Annotated in this window: 20 protein-coding genes; 7 read left to right on the top strand and 13 right to left on the bottom strand. The window is 39.9% G+C overall.

Annotated features, from left to right (window positions below):
• Nucleotides 1-126: 126 nt before the first annotated feature.
• Both HUN01_RS28865 and HUN01_RS28860 read right to left on the bottom strand, forming a co-directional pair.
• On the bottom strand, nucleotides 127-702 hold the full coding sequence (locus HUN01_RS28865; protein ID WP_181929037.1) for a TMEM175 family protein: 576 nt from the start codon (nucleotides 700-702) through the stop codon (nucleotides 127-129).
• Between the two features lie 23 nt (nucleotides 703-725).
• Nucleotides 726-1,364, bottom strand: a complete 639-nt coding sequence (locus HUN01_RS28860; RefSeq protein WP_181929036.1) for a Uma2 family endonuclease — start codon at nucleotides 1,362-1,364, stop codon at nucleotides 726-728.
• A gap of 92 nt (nucleotides 1,365-1,456) precedes the next feature.
• On the opposite strand from HUN01_RS28860, the gene HUN01_RS28855 reads away from it, so the two are divergent.
• Complete coding sequence (locus HUN01_RS28855; RefSeq protein WP_181929035.1) at nucleotides 1,457-2,239, top strand: DUF1877 family protein; 783 nt, start codon at nucleotides 1,457-1,459, stop codon at nucleotides 2,237-2,239.
• 196 nt (nucleotides 2,240-2,435) lie between these two features.
• Here HUN01_RS28855 and hisS read toward each other — a convergent pair whose 3' ends face one another.
• From hisS to HUN01_RS28830, 5 genes are all read right to left on the bottom strand, one after another.
• Nucleotides 2,436-3,824 carry a histidine--tRNA ligase gene (gene hisS, locus HUN01_RS28850; RefSeq protein ID WP_181929034.1) on the bottom strand — a complete coding sequence of 463 codons (1,389 nt, stop codon included), beginning with the start codon at nucleotides 3,822-3,824 and terminating at the stop codon, nucleotides 2,436-2,438.
• A gap of 125 nt (nucleotides 3,825-3,949) precedes the next feature.
• Nucleotides 3,950-4,396, bottom strand: coding sequence for a DUF3598 family protein (locus HUN01_RS28845; RefSeq protein ID WP_181929033.1), 447 nt, complete (start codon nucleotides 4,394-4,396; stop codon nucleotides 3,950-3,952).
• Between the two features lie 536 nt (nucleotides 4,397-4,932).
• Nucleotides 4,933-5,139 carry a hypothetical protein gene (locus tag HUN01_RS28840; RefSeq protein ID WP_181929032.1) on the bottom strand — a complete coding sequence of 69 codons (207 nt, stop codon included), beginning with the start codon at nucleotides 5,137-5,139 and terminating at the stop codon, nucleotides 4,933-4,935.
• A gap of 281 nt (nucleotides 5,140-5,420) precedes the next feature.
• The gene (locus HUN01_RS34975; protein WP_203219506.1) at nucleotides 5,421-5,810 is read right to left on the bottom strand and encodes a GIY-YIG nuclease family protein; all 390 of its coding nucleotides are present in this window, start codon (nucleotides 5,808-5,810) and stop codon (nucleotides 5,421-5,423) included.
• A gap of 60 nt (nucleotides 5,811-5,870) precedes the next feature.
• Nucleotides 5,871-6,800 carry a mCpol domain-containing protein gene (locus tag HUN01_RS28830; protein ID WP_238845698.1) on the bottom strand — a complete coding sequence of 310 codons (930 nt, stop codon included), beginning with the start codon at nucleotides 6,798-6,800 and terminating at the stop codon, nucleotides 5,871-5,873.
• A gap of 264 nt (nucleotides 6,801-7,064) precedes the next feature.
• Here HUN01_RS28830 and HUN01_RS28825 point away from each other — a divergent pair, with 264 nt between their 5' ends.
• The 4 genes from HUN01_RS28825 (at nucleotide 7,065) to HUN01_RS35690 (ending at nucleotide 8,744) form a co-directional block, all read left to right on the top strand.
• Nucleotides 7,065-7,382, top strand: coding sequence for a hypothetical protein (locus tag HUN01_RS28825; protein WP_238845696.1), 318 nt, complete (start codon nucleotides 7,065-7,067; stop codon nucleotides 7,380-7,382).
• Nucleotides 7,383-7,668: 286 nt separating this feature from the next.
• Nucleotides 7,669-8,250 (top strand): hypothetical protein, encoded by a 582-nt coding sequence (locus tag HUN01_RS35700; RefSeq protein ID WP_238845694.1) that lies wholly within the window; start codon nucleotides 7,669-7,671, stop codon nucleotides 8,248-8,250.
• Nucleotides 8,251-8,263: 13 nt separating this feature from the next.
• Nucleotides 8,264-8,557 carry a hypothetical protein gene (locus HUN01_RS35695; RefSeq protein ID WP_238845430.1) on the top strand — a complete coding sequence of 98 codons (294 nt, stop codon included), beginning with the start codon at nucleotides 8,264-8,266 and terminating at the stop codon, nucleotides 8,555-8,557.
• A gap of 46 nt (nucleotides 8,558-8,603) precedes the next feature.
• Nucleotides 8,604-8,744, top strand: a complete 141-nt coding sequence (locus tag HUN01_RS35690) for a hypothetical protein (RefSeq protein WP_181927386.1) — start codon at nucleotides 8,604-8,606, stop codon at nucleotides 8,742-8,744.
• Between the two features lie 87 nt (nucleotides 8,745-8,831).
• Here the strand turns inward: HUN01_RS35690 and HUN01_RS28810 are convergent, their stop codons facing one another.
• From HUN01_RS28810 to HUN01_RS28800, 3 genes are all read right to left on the bottom strand, one after another.
• Nucleotides 8,832-9,209: a hypothetical protein gene (locus HUN01_RS28810; RefSeq protein ID WP_203219505.1), complete on the bottom strand. Its 378-nt coding sequence runs from the start codon at nucleotides 9,207-9,209 to the stop codon at nucleotides 8,832-8,834.
• Between the two features lie 141 nt (nucleotides 9,210-9,350).
• A complete protein-coding gene (locus HUN01_RS36425) occupies nucleotides 9,351-9,494 on the bottom strand; it encodes a hypothetical protein (RefSeq protein ID WP_338044508.1) in 144 nt (47 codons plus the stop codon).
• Nucleotides 9,495-9,716: 222 nt separating this feature from the next.
• Nucleotides 9,717-9,989 carry a hypothetical protein gene (locus HUN01_RS28800; RefSeq protein WP_069069588.1) on the bottom strand — a complete coding sequence of 91 codons (273 nt, stop codon included), beginning with the start codon at nucleotides 9,987-9,989 and terminating at the stop codon, nucleotides 9,717-9,719.
• Nucleotides 9,990-10,159: 170 nt separating this feature from the next.
• Between HUN01_RS28800 and HUN01_RS28795 the strand changes: the two genes are divergently transcribed.
• Nucleotides 10,160-10,432 carry a hypothetical protein gene (locus HUN01_RS28795; RefSeq protein WP_181929031.1) on the top strand — a complete coding sequence of 91 codons (273 nt, stop codon included), beginning with the start codon at nucleotides 10,160-10,162 and terminating at the stop codon, nucleotides 10,430-10,432.
• A gap of 101 nt (nucleotides 10,433-10,533) precedes the next feature.
• Here HUN01_RS28795 and HUN01_RS28790 read toward each other — a convergent pair whose 3' ends face one another.
• The 3 genes from HUN01_RS28790 to HUN01_RS28780 form a co-directional block, all read right to left on the bottom strand.
• A complete protein-coding gene (locus HUN01_RS28790) occupies nucleotides 10,534-11,952 on the bottom strand; it encodes an aldehyde dehydrogenase family protein (RefSeq protein WP_181929030.1) in 1,419 nt (472 codons plus the stop codon).
• 136 nt (nucleotides 11,953-12,088) lie between these two features.
• Nucleotides 12,089-13,123: a nitrilase-related carbon-nitrogen hydrolase gene (locus HUN01_RS28785; RefSeq protein ID WP_181929029.1), complete on the bottom strand. Its 1,035-nt coding sequence runs from the start codon at nucleotides 13,121-13,123 to the stop codon at nucleotides 12,089-12,091.
• Between the two features lie 127 nt (nucleotides 13,124-13,250).
• Complete coding sequence (locus HUN01_RS28780) at nucleotides 13,251-14,024, bottom strand: red chlorophyll catabolite reductase (protein ID WP_181929028.1); 774 nt, start codon at nucleotides 14,022-14,024, stop codon at nucleotides 13,251-13,253.
• A 391-nt stretch (nucleotides 14,025-14,415) separates the two neighbouring features.
• Between HUN01_RS28780 and HUN01_RS28775 the strand changes: the two genes are divergently transcribed.
• Nucleotides 14,416-16,020, top strand: coding sequence for a sensor histidine kinase (locus HUN01_RS28775; protein ID WP_181929027.1), 1,605 nt, complete (start codon nucleotides 14,416-14,418; stop codon nucleotides 16,018-16,020).
• Nucleotides 16,021-16,096: the final 76 nt, after the last annotated feature.

The following is a 16,096-nucleotide window of genomic DNA, read 5'->3' as shown; positions in this document are numbered from 1 at the left end:
AATTTTGACCATGTGTTCACCAGAAGATAACGGCTATGCCTTTTCTTTTGGTGAAATTAGTCGTTAACTGTCATCAGGTAAATGTACAAATTAAATGCGTAACAACTTAGGTAATTCGTAATTAGTCTAGGAAGTGAGAGTCTTCTCAATGCGACGATCTGGAATCAGCCAGATGATTGCGACTAAAACGTAGAATGCACAGGCAAACCATGAGTTCACAAAGGCAAGTGGAATTGCCACAGCATAGAATACCACCGATATTTTTCCTTTTAAGTCTTCACCAACTGCGATCGCTAAAGTTGAATCCCTACCGTGGTAAGAAATGAGGACGCGGGTAAGGATGAAGTAAGCGATCGCATTCAACAACAACACCGTACCATAAAGGGCAACTGGCATGGCGGCAAAGTGATTCTCGCCCATCCAACCAGTGACGAAGGGGATTAGCGACAACCAAAACAGCAGATGCAGATTAGCCCAAAGTATACGCCCATTTACCTGTCGGACTGCTTGTAGTAGGTGATGGTGATTGTTCCAATAGATGCCGATATAAATAAAACTCAGCACGTAGCTCAGAAATACCGGGATTAGCGGATGTAGCGCAGCTAAATCTAACCCATGCGGCACTTTGATTTCTAGCACCATGATAGTGATGATGATGGCAATCACTCCATCACTGAATGCTTCTAATCTCCCTTTTCCCATATACGCATTCCTTTTTTATATCTTTAATTCTCACTTGCCAATTTCCGCCGTAATTCCCGAATAGCAGCGCTAGTATTGCGCTCGTAGGCAATTTTAAAACACTCTGTAACTACTTCTGACACATTGATGTTAGGGAAATAACGGCTACTGGTTTCAACAGTGTAGCGATCGCCCTGCAATCTGTAAATTACAAGCTGGTTCTTCCTAAACAACCAAACTTCTGGTACTCGATAAGGTAGGTAGTCATTTACATCGGTGTAACTGGTGATGTCTATCTCCACCACTAAATCAGGTGATGGATCGACGCCCCAATTAATGCGATCTTTACCTGCGATTGTCTCCCAGTTTTCAATATAAAAACAGTAGTCTGGTTCTATACCACTTTCTTGTGGTAGTTCCATTGTGATTGGGGTAAATGCCTCGTATTCTCGTCCCAGATGATCGAGTAAAACTTTGACTACATCTGCAATTACACTTACTTTACGCCCATATTCTGGTAGTGGTGCCATCAAGAGAATTTCTCCATCTCGATATTTAATACGAGGCGAAGAGCGATCGCCTAGTTGTTCATTCAATACTTGATAGTCTTGCCAACTTCCGAGTAGGCGTACTACTGCGCCTGGGGGCAAATGGATTGTATCGGGTGTGACAACAGCAAACATAGAACTGATACCTCCACCTCAACTGTAATGCTTTAGATAAACTGTAGCTAGACTTTGAGGATAATAACTTCTAAGCGCTGCAACAAAGTTTTATGGGAATTATAGGTGAGATTAAGCAGATTTCTGCATCAACCCTTGAATTACTTAGAAAAGATCCACTTCTTGTTCGGGTATTTCGTGATGCTCAATGGTTGCCAGAATCGGCTCTTTGGCAACGAGCAACTTATTGGAAAGGAGAGTCGGCTGAAAAAACCAAACAAGAAATGAGAGCGCGGTTTGGTAAATTGGCTAAAAGGCAGGGTTTAAGCAGGTTTATTCCTGGAAATCGCCAACAATGGAAAAATAATTATGATTGGCAAGCACTAGAACAACAGTTTCTCGCAGAATGGGAAAATCCCGAACTAGATTTACACAAATATTGGCAGGAATTAACGTTTCTATTAGCTGGCTATGTTCCCGGTTATTATGCTACATCTCAAGGGAAAATTCCAGAATTGATAGTAGATCAAGAATATAAAAAAGATTTTCTACCATTTTCAGTGATAGAAAATTCTGCGTGGGATGGTATGCCTTTAGTTAACGCCTTTGGCGCTGGTCAAGAAATCGGTAATGAAAATACAACGAGTTATGGCCCTATGAGGTATCTATCGCCAGGTGATGAAGTTGGACAAATTCTTGATGGGTTATTAGAACTTTCACAAGAGGGGTTCCAGAATCGTTTCATCCGAGAATCACAGAATTCAGAACCAGTACCCTGGATTGACTGGTCTGAAGAAGAAATGTTGGATTGGATGACAGATTACTACAATGAGATTGTTGATTATTACCAGAGTGCTGTCAGGCAACACAAGGCTCTCCTACTTTACCTTACTTAATTTCTGTAATGCTTTAAATATCAATTGCTGCGGCTGAAAAATACAGCAGCTATCACAATTAAACCTAAAAGTGCTAGAGGAACCCAGAGATTAGGGAGATCAGACAAGCTCATAAAGGACTTCCAAATAAGTAAGGTGTATCAGGCGAAAGCCATAACGCATCGCAATAAACAGTTGCTACTTTATAAATCAACTTTTAGGTAAGCCTTGTTTTAACTTCCTCAGCCAAGTTTTCTAGTAGCACTTCTACTTGCTCACCTGTTTTCAAATCTTTGAGCGAGGATTTTTGTGCGGCTGCTTCTTCAGAACCAATAATTACACAAAATTGAATTCCTTGCTTGTCTGCTAATTGAAATTGTTTACCCAAAGGACGCTTATCAAAGTTAGTAATCACATTAATTCCCGCCTGACGAAGATGTTGAGAAACTTTTAAATAAGTGGGCATTAAATCTTCTTGCATATTCACTACCATCACTTGGGCTGGTGTAGCAGCTAAGGTATTTAGAATACCAGCTTTTAACAAGCGGCTAATTAAGCGAGTTAAGCCAATAGAAATGCCTACACCAGGCATTTTCTCGCCCAAAAATACCCCGACTAATTCTTCATATCTACCGCCAGAACAAATACTACCTAAAGCTTCATGTCCTAATAGGGTTGTTTCGTAAACTGTGCCAGTATAGTAATCAAGACCACGGGCAATAGATAAATCAATACAGAAACGGTTTTCGGCAACTCCGAGATTACGCACCCCTGCAATTACCGTTTCTAATTCGGTAATGCCTAAGCTCAATTGCTCGGTTTCTAGCAGATTTTGAGCGAGATGCTTGAGCTTGTCTAATACGTCATCAATCGAACCGTCAATTTTAATAAACTCAATAATTTTTTGCGCCTGTTCGGCTGAAATTCCTTCTTTTTCTAAATCTTGTTTTACTTTACTTTCACCAATCTTTTCTAGTGTGTCAACAATACCAATACACGATTTAATTTGATTTTCGACAATTCCCAGTGATTTAAAGAAACCAGTCAGAACTTTTCGGTTATTGATGCGAATCAGAAAATCGCCAATATTAATTGCTTCAAATATCTCAGTGATAATTGCAGGCATTTGAGCATCATAAAGCAAGCTGAGTTCACGACGAGCAACTACATCAATATCGCACTGACGAAACTGACGAAAACGCCCATCTTTAGCCCGTTCTCCCCGAAAAACTACATCCGTTTGGTAACGGGCAAAGGGAAAGGTTAATTCGTTCAGGTGACGGGCAATATACGCCGCTAAAGGAACTGTTTGATCAAACTTTAAAGCTCTAGCTTCTGAACCAGTTTCGCCCGATCTATCTCTCTCGGCTTGCCGATTTGGTGGCAGTATAGGATCAATTCCATAAATGATATTATCGCCTTGATTACCTTTAGCTTGCAGCACTTCTAAACGTTCTACAGCAGGTGTTTCGATGGGCGTAAATCCATAGCTTTCAAAAACTCTACGGATGATATCTAGTAAATATAATTCTAGACGCTTTTCACTAGGCAGAAATTCTGGGAAACCGCTAGGAGTAGAAAAGTTTATTTTGTCACCTTTGGCCATGCGTGTACCTTACTAAGTTGAAATTTGAGATGAAAGCCTAACGACTGGAAGTCATGGCTACACAAACAAAGTCCGCCTGCGCGGACTGGAGAATAATGACGGATTATCTCTGAAAGGAGAAATTACTATCTTAGCCGTTCTTCTTGAATTAGAGTGCGTTGAAAGATTTGATTGTTTTTAAACCAATGCCAAGTGCGGGCGCGATTGTTATTGTCAGGACTAATGTAGATCATTTCATATAAGCTCATATCTGGGTTTGACTTATAAGTAAACCACAAAATAACAATGGAATCATCGGCTTCCCAGGCTTTTCCTTCAATGCGATCGGTGTCAAACCAGAGCTTATTATCTTTGTATATTCCTGGAAATTCATACTCCTCTCGTTTCCCATCAGACCACTTGTAGCGATTTATTTGGTAATAGGGATGAGGGCCATTTTCTGGAAATTGACAAGTTAAGTGAGATTCATAGTTGTCAAGAATTTTTCCTGTTGTATCAATTAATGTATAAGTTCCTACCCAATCTCCTTCATGACGGGCGAGTACGGGCATACCTTCTCGAATATTAGACATTGCAATTCACCTTTTATTGTTCTAACATTTGGAAAAATCGAGTAAAGTAATCGGGAAAAGTTTTAGCTGTACAACCAGGGTGTTTTATTACAATGCTTGGAACCTTTAAGCCAGTGACCGTGGTATCTACTGGGCGATTCAGAACAGGGATTGCAATGGTATCCACTTTTAACCTCTGTGCAGGTAGTCAGCTACAACTTAATTATGTTCGCATATTATGAGTGGGCAGTGGGGAAGGTTGTCAAAGATGGCTTTAATCCAATACGCTTGGGTTAAGGGCCAATGGCAAAAATTTTGGGTTTTCGAGACGCGATAAATCGCCGTCTCTACAAGTGTTTTGGTCTTATCTGAACTATAATTGGGCTTTAATCATCGCTGGCATAACTTGACGCGAAGTATAACGAATTCCGTTTTTCTTCCAAGCGATGCCTGCGGCGGGCTACGCCTACGCGTTTATCGTTGGCTTCTAACGTTCTTCTGTATCCACACCAATATCTTTCACCAGTCCCGCCGCCTGCGATCGCCAGTTGACGCTTTTATTGTCCACGCCCTGGCTTACAATCTGCAAAACCTAATGCCTCTGTGTCGAGAAAACTTGCAATCGCCATCTCAATAACTGCTTCGATTGGATATTCAATTTCAGTAGCGCGAGCAATTAGAGCAGCACGAATTTGTTCAGGTAAGCATCCTAAAATAACTTCGGCATCATTAGGGGAAAGTTGCTCTTGGAGTTTTGCTTGCATCGCTTTACTACCCTTCGGTTGGAGTTGTAAGGAGGTTCGGTAGCTCTTAAAATAATGGCTTCTAGCTCCAATAGTAACGTAGGGTTTTCCCAATATGAAATGAATTGCACTGCGATTCGCACATCTTCATCGTTACCCCTCTTCTGTCACTTTCCGGGAAAGTGATCGCTAGAAGCCTCATGAGGCAATCAATACAAGCTATACTATTAGAAAAAAATAGGACTTGTATTTGTTATTAGAAAATAATCGCGCAATCGCTTGTTATACAAAAGCTCTAGATTTTAGAAAAGGCAAATGTTTTCGGAGAGTGACAGAAGAGGGTTACAGCGCTTACCGCTATTATGCAATACAGTTTTTCTTCTTGCCCCTCTCCTAGCATAGTTTTCAGCTTTGAGGATGATGTACCTCATAGCTGCCGGAAGTGCTGTATACTTATCGAGCCACGCCCACAAAAAAGCTTTATGTCCACCACTAAAACGCCCCCGCAAGCTCTTGGTTTTACCGATGTAGAGCAATCCGTCAGTCTTATGCCTGATTGCATAGATGCCAGGACGAGCCGGAATTCTGGCAAAATCACGAGTCAAGGGTTGGCATTGTTCAAAGGGAATGAAGGCGATCGCATCCAGAATTCTCCGAGCTTGAGCTTGAAGCTCAGAATCATTTGTTGGCATGAAAACGAGAGGGGTGATTGCACAGAAATCATAACTCTCACGAATTCTGCCATAACCTACTCAGCAAAGCTCAATTCCAACAATAGCATTTTTACCTGGCTGAGTTTTTGCAAGTTTCAATGCCAAATATACTTCTTGAAATGATCGCCCATATCCAATTGAACACGTTAGTCCAGGTGTTAGTTGTGAATACATAGCTTTCATTTCTAAAAGCATTTCTTCTTGAAGATTTCCCTTAAATAGAAGATCGTCACCTGCTTCAAATACAATTGCATTCTTGCCAAGCTTATCAGTAACAAATTTAGCAATCCTTGAAATTGCATTAGCTATATTTTTACTTAACTTCCGAAAACTAGCTTCATCGCTACAGGCAAGAAAAAGTTCTTCTAATATCTTTCCTGTATCATCTCCATCTAACCCATAATATAAAGTCTCTCCTGCTGCTATCTCAGCATACGATAATCTTTTCATATGCTTAGGTTCTTTAGAAAGCTCACCATTTGATAGCAAAGGATGCACAATATCTGTATAAAAATCAATAAAAGGAAAAGCCATTTTGACAGAAAGCTCTGCCTTGAATTTCTCCAAATCAGTTAAAAGTTTGCCCTTGTGTGTGGAACTATTTCTCAAGTACAAAATGAAATCATTAAATTTGCTAAAAAACTCTAAATCAAAGTCAGATGGAGCATCACTTTCAATTTTGGCTTGAATAATTTTGAGCTTTTGTCCAAAAGTTCTGCGATCTACTCCGTCAGGTGTATCAGCCAAGATAAATTTACTGACGAGAAGTCGAATTAGATCCTCTACACTCGCCGAAATTGATGAAGCTGCTATACGATAGATAGCATTATCTTTACTTTGATCACCTTGTAACTTTAGCTGAATAGAATGACCTAAGTTATCTTTAAAAAACTCTTTATCAGAAGAATCTGAATCTATAGCTACATATTTATTAGTTTGAGTTTCTATAATTTTTCTATAGCGTACCATCTCTGATAAATTTAGATAGGCTATGCTATCGAGCCTAGTGCTATCAGGAACTGGAGTATAGCAGGATAGCAAAATATTAAGTGGAAGAAATCCTCTTTCTTGAGTTAGCTCAAATAATTTTGAAACGTCAATTAAATATTGATTTTTTATATCAAGGATATAAGAAGCTATTGAGAGTAGATTTTTCGTATCCGCTCAATAAATCGGGGTAGTAGAAAAAATAACAAAGTAGAGAGATGCACATAGGGTCGTAGAATATATGACATGGCGCAAAAGCAATCTCCAGAAAAACAAGTAGAGGCATTGTTGCAAACCATCGACCCCTCAAAGTTTGCAGACGAATCCTTGCGCCAGACATTAACTGTTCTGCTAAACGTCATAGAGCAGCAACAATCAGAGATAAAAGAATTACGTGAAGAAAACCAAAAACTACGGGACGAAAACAATCGTCTGAAAGGCGAACAGGGGAAACCAGAAATCAAGAGCAATCAGTCGAAAGGGTTCAAGAGCAATCATTCATCCGAAAAAAGAACGACACACTCCAAAAAAAACATACGAAAAGTAGCAAAAATCAGAGCATAAAAGTAGACAGGACATGCATTCTGGATTATCCGGCGAGTGAGCTACCGCCTGATGCACAGTTCAAAGGCTATGAAGAGGTAATCATTCAAGATATTTCACTGTTAACTGATAACGTATTATTCCCGGAAAGAAAAATATTACTCGCCTAGTGTTGGAAAAACGTATTTAGCATCTTTGCCACCTGGTTACGATGGAGAATTTGGTCCGGGAATAAAAGCTCTAGTAATTAGCTTATATTACGGCGGTAATATGACCCAAGGTAAGTTGCTAGAGTTTTTAGAGAATATTGGGATCTCAATGTCGGCTGGCTATTTATCAAATCTACTCATCAAAAAACTTAGGCGATTTTGAAGCTGAATATAATCAAGTTTATACATCTGGGTTAGAAAGTAGCTCGTGGCAGCATATAGACCAAACAAGTGCCCGTGTTAAAGGAGTAAATCAGACCACGAATGTAATTTGTAACCCCTGGTACACAGTCTACTCAACTACAGCTAAGAAAGACCGACTAAGCGTAATTGGGGTCTTGCAAAATAGACAAGAGCTTGAATATGTTCTAAATGGGCTGACTTACGAGTTGCTTACAAGTTTTAATGTCCCAACTAAATGGCACAATCAAATGAAATTGTTGCCGCAAGAAACAGTTTTGACTGAATTAGAGTTTAATTCATTGCTGGATACGTATTTAAGCAAGCTAGGTTCTCAATACCGGACTCGTGTTTTGGAAGCTGCTGCAATTTCGTTCTATCATCAGCAATCTCAAATACCAGTGGTAGAATTTCTGGTCTGCGATGATGCACCCCAATTCAAATTAATTACAGATAATTTGGCTTTATGTTGGGTACATGAAGCCAGACATTATAAATAATTAAGTCCATTTGTTGGTTTTTTGTCAACAAACATTAGACAAATTTTTAGGGGAATTTTGGGATTACTACCGAGAATTAGTCGCTTACAGAAATTCCCCTTCCCCAAAAACCAAACAGGAATTAAAGACTAAATTCTGTCAGCTATTCGGTACTGAAACTGGATATAAACAATTAGATGAGCGAAAAAAATTAACGGCAGCTAAAGAGTCTGAACTACTGCTGGTCTTAGAGTATCCAAACTTACCTTTACATAATAATCCGGCGGAATTAGCTGCTAGGACTATGGTGCAGCGACGAAAAAATTAGTTACGCCACTCAAACGAGTGAGGGTACTAAGGCATGGGACATTTTTATGTCTCTTGTTGCCACTACTCGTAAATTGGGAATCAGCTTCTTTGAATATATACATGACCGGATTTCTCTCTCTGATAAAATCCCCGAATTGGACACTATTATTCGCTCAAAATTTTCTATTAATCCTCAACCTTTATAGTCAAGCGTTTGCATTCAAATAGAATCCCTGCGTTAGAACAATCTAGTTAACTCTCAATAAATTGGATGTTAGCAAGTCTTTTTACTTTTATTCGCTACCCCGACTTATTGAGCCGATACGATTTTTCTGTAATGAAGTTCCATTTGTGAGATCAACAATAAGATTTGAACCATTTGGAATACCCTTTAAAATAAACTCAATATAATCAACAAAGTTTTTAGTTGAAGCTTCTTCTGTAATTTCGACAATTTTATCAACAAATAATTCTCGGCTTACTTTATTTGCTTCTATATGATTCACCCAATCTTCATTACTCTTTAGCTTTGCATAAGAATCTCTTGAATGCACAACAAATATGTTTGTTAGAGCCTGCTTAAACATCTCCTCAGCTTTAGCATTAGCTACAACTATGGAGTTCGCAAATGTAAACTGATTAATGTTGCCTAGAACGAGCAGCGTTGTCATATTTCTCTAAGTGCTTATAAATTGCTTAAAAACAACATAACTCAACAATAGAGACAATGCGAAAAATCTTTTAACTTGCCACTTTGATGTGATCGCCAAGCAATGGGCATCATTCACCGTGAATGCTTTACTTTGGCAAGATTACAAAATTTCATCAAGCAAGACAGTACCACCTTCATAAAAATCAATGCTGAGATGATAATCTGCAAGTAGTGCAGTTCCCAGGAGAGGACGACGACCCATCGCCAACACGATGACTTCTCGCTCCGTACCGTTCCCAAACAATCTTTATCGCATGAGCATTTGTTGTAGTTTTGGAGTTGTCGGCAAGATTTGCTTGAATTTTAGCAATATATGGCAAGCTAAGTTTTGCAACCAGATCAGGTGGCAAGGTAAGAAAACCTTCAAACCCCGTATCAATAACAAACTCAATTTCTACATCTGACTTGTCTTCCAAACGAACCAAAACACTTATTCGTGCTTGAAGCCCAACCACCGTCCCATGTATCACTGTATCGTCCTGACTAATGAACCACCAACAGCATACACGGCATCATAACCAATCCTTTCTGCCCAAATTGCTGCATCAGGCTGTTTGGCTTGCAAACGACGGCTTGTTACCAACAAATCATCACCAATTTCATATTCACCTGTTTCAACATTGATGGAAATTAATTTGCCAATATTCTCTACTGTCTCAACTTGGGAACGGATATGTTTTTCGTAGAATTCTTTACCACGTTGGATAATTTCTTCGTCACTTAGTTTCGGATAAGACATACAGGCAAGCTTTCAAGTAAAGCATTTGATCGCCCTATTTATTATAGTGTGCAACTAATTGTTAAACGACAAGGAAACGAACAGCGATGCCTGTCATCTCATATTCCCGGCTGTCTTTGCCATACTTCAACACCGCACTACTGACCAAGTGAACGAATGGACTCACTCGTGTGCTGAATGAATGGACTCGTGTTCTGAATGAATGGACTCGTGTTCTGAATGAATGGACTCGTGTTCTGAATGAATGGACTCGTGTTCTAAACGAATGGACTCGTGTTCTGAATGAATGGACTCGTGTTCTGAACGAATGGACTCATGTTCTGAACGAATGGACTCATGTTCTGAATGAATGGACTCGTGTTCTGAACCAAAAATATCAAAATTCTTCCAGGTGCTTTGATTATCGTGGACGAAACTATGGGCGAAGCGATCGCTTCTGGTAAAACAAATATTTTGAACAGCATGAGAATGCGATGCCAACTCTTGGAGACGCTTTGCGTAGCTTGCTTCTCCAAAGGAGTACGGCGGCAAGCTACGCCATTAGTTACTCCCCATTATCAAACCACCAAGGGTCATTAGTAGTGTTAGTTTTAATCAAAATAGCTTTTTTTCGCATAAACCGTTTCAACGCCGCCGCACCCATGCGTGATCCTCCCATACCGGAGAATTTGAAGGCGTTTTTCTCTCCCTCATGCATAATTGCGGTGAGTGCAGCATCGTTGATACTGATAGCACCTGCATCTATCTGTTGGGCAATTTCTAAAGCTTCGGCTTCTGAGGCGAATACAGCAGCACTCAATCCATAAATTGAGTCATTGGCTAAAGATACTGCTTCCTCTACTGTGCCAAAAGGCATTACTGGCATAATCGGGCCGAAAGTCTCTTCGGTCATCACTTTCATGGAATGATTAACCTGAGTGAGAACTGTCGGACGACACCACCAACCCCCACCTAAGTCTTCAATTACACCACCGCAGTGAATTACTGCTCCTTTTTCCACTGCATCTAGAAGATGATCGCTAATAATAGCTGCTTGTTTTTCGGCGATGATGGGGCCTATTTCTCCACTTTCAACCGTAGGGTAGGCTAGTTCCAGGCGATGTGCTTTGGCTACTAGTTGATGATAAAACTTTTCAAATATGGAGTCTGCAACGTAAATTCGCTCAATTGAGAGGCATGACTGTCCGGTGTTGACGACGGAACCCCATAATATTGCTGAGGTTGCTAATTCTAAATTGGCTGATTCTAAAACGATCGCAGGATCTTTTCCCCCTAATTCCAAAAAAGCTGGAATAAACTGTTTTGCAGCTGCCTGTGCAACTTTTCTCCCCGTGGCTACACTGCCTGTAAAGCAGACCAAATCTACATTCTCAATCAAAACAGATCCGGTTGCGCCTGCTCCTTCCACAAAAGTTAAGACATCGTGCAGTTTGGGAACGGTGTTGAGTGCTGTAATTAGTGGCGCTACAAAGCGGGGAGTAATTTCACTGGGTTTGACAATCACAGCACAACCCGCCAACAATGCCGGAATGGTATCAATGGTAGATAGTAACAGCGGAAAATTCCACGGGCTAATTACCCCAACGAGGGGATAAGGAACGGATGTTTGTTGCAAGGCAATAAAGGGAATTGCTGTGTTTTTTGCAGATTCTTGCAGCAATTCTGGTGCTAACCTACACCAGCGATCGATGCTAGAGAGGAAGGAATCTATTTCTAATATTGAGGTTGACAATCTTCCGGTATCATTTACCAAAGCTTCTGTGAGGCGATCGCGTCCAGATAATATCGCTTCCTTCCACTGCTGTAAAGCTTCAATTCTCCCCTCTAAACCCAACTGCTGCCAGCGAATTTGTGCCCGACGCGTGCGCTTACATTGCTGCACCACCAGCCTTGGAGGCGGCGGGATAATTACGTAGTCAAATTTACCAGTTCGGGGATTGCGGACTTCTATTGGTTCTGTCATTTGTCATTGGTCATTTGTCATTGGTCATTGGTCATTGGTCATTAGTCATTAGTCATTGGTCATTGGTCATTTGTTGTTACTTCCTAATCCCCATTCCCTATGCCCAATGCCCAATGCCCCATTCCCAAATTCAAATTCAAATTATCCCCAGTTTGGCTAACCGCTCAATGGTGGCTTGCTGTGTTTGCAAGAAGTGTTTGCGGTCTACTTCTCCCTCCAGCATAGTATTAGCGGGGTAAAAGTGTGACTGCTGATAACTTTCGGCGTATAGTTCAAACCGCTGGCGGCTAAGTAAATTATTTAACCCCGGTCGGCGGCGATCGCGGCGTAATGCTCCTAAATCAATCTCTGCAAATGCTGCCATGCTTTCGCCTGCACCTGTCTCTGCTAAAACGATTCCGCGATGGTCAATGATTTTAGAACCACCATCAGCCGAAGCAATGGGGATGGCAATATTAGCGATGCCTGCGGTATTAGCTGAAACTATGTATGCCATATTTTCGACGGCACGAGTGATTTTTGCTGCGTCTTTGGGGGTGAGGTTTTTGTTGTATACTTCCGAGGTGGAATGGACAAAAATCTCTGCTCCTCGCATCGCCAGACACCGCGCCACTTCTGGATACAAAATTTCTTCTGATGCTAAAGCAGCTAAATTACCGATCGCAGTTTTGGCAACGGGGAAAACTCCTTCTAAACCATAGCAGTCGAGATATTTATCCCAAACATCATGGGGTGTGGGAGCAAATAAGGAATTTAGCCGCCGATACCGTAAGACGATTGAGCCAGAGGGGTCAAGTATAAAGCAGGTTTGGAAGTACAAGCCGGGAAAGTTGGGGTCAACTTCGTAGGCGTTACCAGCCAAAAAGATTTGATGCTTTTGGGCAATTTTACCCAGCGCTTCATACTCAGCACCAGCCATTTCTATACAAGCTTTTTCTGCCCATCCTGCTAGAGAATCTCCCATCGGAAAACCGGTGAGGAAATATTCTGGCAGTACAATTAAACGACAATCGAAGCCGATGAAAGCGATACTGGCAGCAATTTGTTGGGCTAGGCGGTTGATGGAATTTTGCATGAGCGATCGCGCTTCGTGGCGATTACTCGTTTGGTTGACTGCATGACAGGTAATTTGCAGTGCTAAAGCGCGGTAGAATTCTGGATTATTTGTCATTTGTCATTTGTCATTTGTCATTTGTCATTGGTTATTGGTCACTTGTACTGAGCTTTGCCGATTAGTGCAGCCTCTCGTAGAGAAGTATTTGGTCATTAGCAAAGGACAAAGGACAACTGACAAAGGACTAATGACCAATGCGATCGCCACCCCAGAGCGATCGCACAAGCTTATCTGTCAATTCCGAGCCAAACATCTGTGCGGCAAATTTATTACCTGGATCGCGTTCAGCACCAGTACGGCGGAGCAACAAATCACGAGCAGCTAAAGCGGTGCGTGCATCTTCTGGCACAGGTTCAGCTGCATCTACCCAAGCTAGCCAGCGATCGAGTGTTTCGTGTGCAAGTGTGCGAGTTAGTTCGATAGTCTCAAAGGTAGGTGCGCCTGTGTAGCACAAGCTAGCAGGCGATTGAAACAGGCGAATATATGCACTTTTGCTGGTAAATAACTTGAGCCGTGAATCTTCCTGCAACTTTAAAAATGTTTGGTTAACTGGCTCATAGTAGCGATCGAGATATGCTAAATCGGTTAAAAGCTCAGTTCGGGGAATGTAATCTATATAAAAGAAAATATCTGCATTTGGAAGTGTGCCAAACTCAAACGCCAAATGCGGAACCTGGATATACGACTTCAACCAAGTGGTGAGACGCATGGTGCTAAAGTTTGATTTTTCCGCGTTTCCTAGCCACAAATGCACTAACCAATCAATTTCTCCCCCAGAAAAAGCGGTGAGCGAACCCTTCATATTGCCATCGAGACTGCTGTATTGCTGTAAATTTTCAACAGAAGGGTCTGGATGTAACTGAAAACGAGCCTCCAGTTTTTGGCGGAGTTCCTTTGTAATCTCCCATAGCTGCTCAAATACAGCTTTATTGTCTAAATCTGTTGGTTGCTGAGTCATAGTTTGAGTTTGCGGCTTTTCTATAGACTTAATATTTAGTTTGACACTTTCTGGCATCTAATTCGTTGCCTAAATCGAATTCAGGACTGTGGGAAACAGCCCATCAACTAAACCATGATAAAGCTATTGCAGCAACATCTTTAGTACAAGTTTCGGGTTCTGGAGTCCAACTTTCGAGTTTCGAGGTTGAAAAAACTTGATAATTTATGTTTTGTCTCTGGCAAAAGAATTTCTCTTAATTAAAGAAATGAGATTATTTTTGAATTCTATCAAAATCAACTACAAAAAATTTAACCATTTTATTAAGTATTAATACTGTTGGAATAAAGTTTTAGGAGAGGATTAAATTTGGTTAGTCCTCAACTATAATCTATCTAAAAATATTATCAAAATGCACCTATCTTATAAACTTAGATTTGTTTCCTCTCAACTTGTAACTTTAACAGTACTGTTGACATTGCTCTTATTTATCCCTCAAATTTGGCTTAACTGGCAAGCATATCATAGTTTTAATAGTATTACTAAATATGAATTTAAACTGCAAACACTGAGTGATGAAATTACCTATCTTGATGAAGTCTTAACGATGTCAGCCCGCATGAATGCTGCTACAGGTAACGTTTTTTGGGAACAACGGTATCGCCAATTTGAACCTAAACTTGATAATGTTATTAAAGAATCTATTAAACTGGCTCCTAAAGCATATAAAAATGAGGATGCCAAAAAAATTGATGCTGCTAATCAACGTTTGGTTGCAATAGAATATCAATCTTTTGATTTAGTTAATAAAAACAACAAAGAAAAAGCAATTTTACTACTTTCTAGTAGTGAATATGAAACCAATAAACAGATTTATGCTAATGGCGTTGCTAAAAGGCAGCAGAATATTTCGCTTCAGTTAAAGCAGAAAGTTGATGAATATTATCAAAGAATATTATGGGCAATTTCAGAATCTATTATAAGTTTAGCAATGTTGATTCCGGCATGGCTTTTAGTATTGCATTTATTGCAGCAATACTTAAAAGATAAAAAATTTGCTCAAGCTGCTTTAGAAGAAACTAACTCTAGATTGGAAATACAAGTTGCAGAGAGAACAGCGAAGTTAAAATACAAAAATTTTCAACTACAACAGACACTACAAGAATTGCAACACACTCAAGTACAACTTATTCAAACTGAAAAAATGTCTTCATTAGGTCAGTTAGTTGCTGGTGTTGCTCATGAAATCAATAATCCAGTTAATTTCATTTATGGCAACCTACTCTATGTTAGAGAATATAGTCAGAAATTACTAACTTTAATTAACCTGTATCAGCAACAATATTGTAGTGAAAGCCCAGAAACAAATATTCTAATTGATGAGATAGATTTAGAGTTTATTATTGATGATATGCCAAAAATATTATCATCAATGGAAGTTGGTGCTGGACGTATTCGCGAAATTGTACTAACTTTGCGGAACTTCTCGCGTATTGATGAAGCCGAAATGAAACTGGTTGATATTCATGAAGGAATTAATAGCACGTTATTGATTTTACAGTATCGGTTAAAAGAAAATCATAAAAAGCAGGAAATTAAAATTATCAAAAATTATGGTAACTTACCTCTTGTGGAATGTTATCCAGGGGGATTGAATCAGGTATTTATGAATATCCTGAGTAATGCCATTGATGCTTTCTATCAACCAGAAATAGACTTTTTAGAAGGAGAGATTGAAAAACAGCTTAGTTCTATTATTATCCATACTCAAGTTAAAAATGAAAATTGGATAATTATTAGCATTAAAGATAATGGCTCAGGAATAACTGAGGAAGTTAAAACTAGATTATTTGACCCTTTCTTTACTACTAAACCTATAGGGAAAGGTACTGGCTTAGGATTATCTATTAGTTATCAGATTATAGTAGATAAACATAAAGGAAGAATTAAATGTATTTCTGCACCAGGAGAAGGTACAGAGTTTGTGGTTGAAATTCCTATCAAGCAGACACATTAAACAAATATAGCAATCCGAAAATCTAGATGCCTATAGCAGTTCTAAATCATTCATGAAAAATTAAAATTAGATCCCC

The organism is Nostoc edaphicum CCNP1411 (assembly GCF_014023275.1).
In the GTDB taxonomy this organism is placed as follows: domain Bacteria; phylum Cyanobacteriota; class Cyanobacteriia; order Cyanobacteriales; family Nostocaceae; genus Nostoc; species Nostoc edaphicum_A.
The sequence above is the reverse complement of the archived record's forward strand: the minus strand, read 5'-3'. Positions and strand labels throughout refer to the sequence as shown.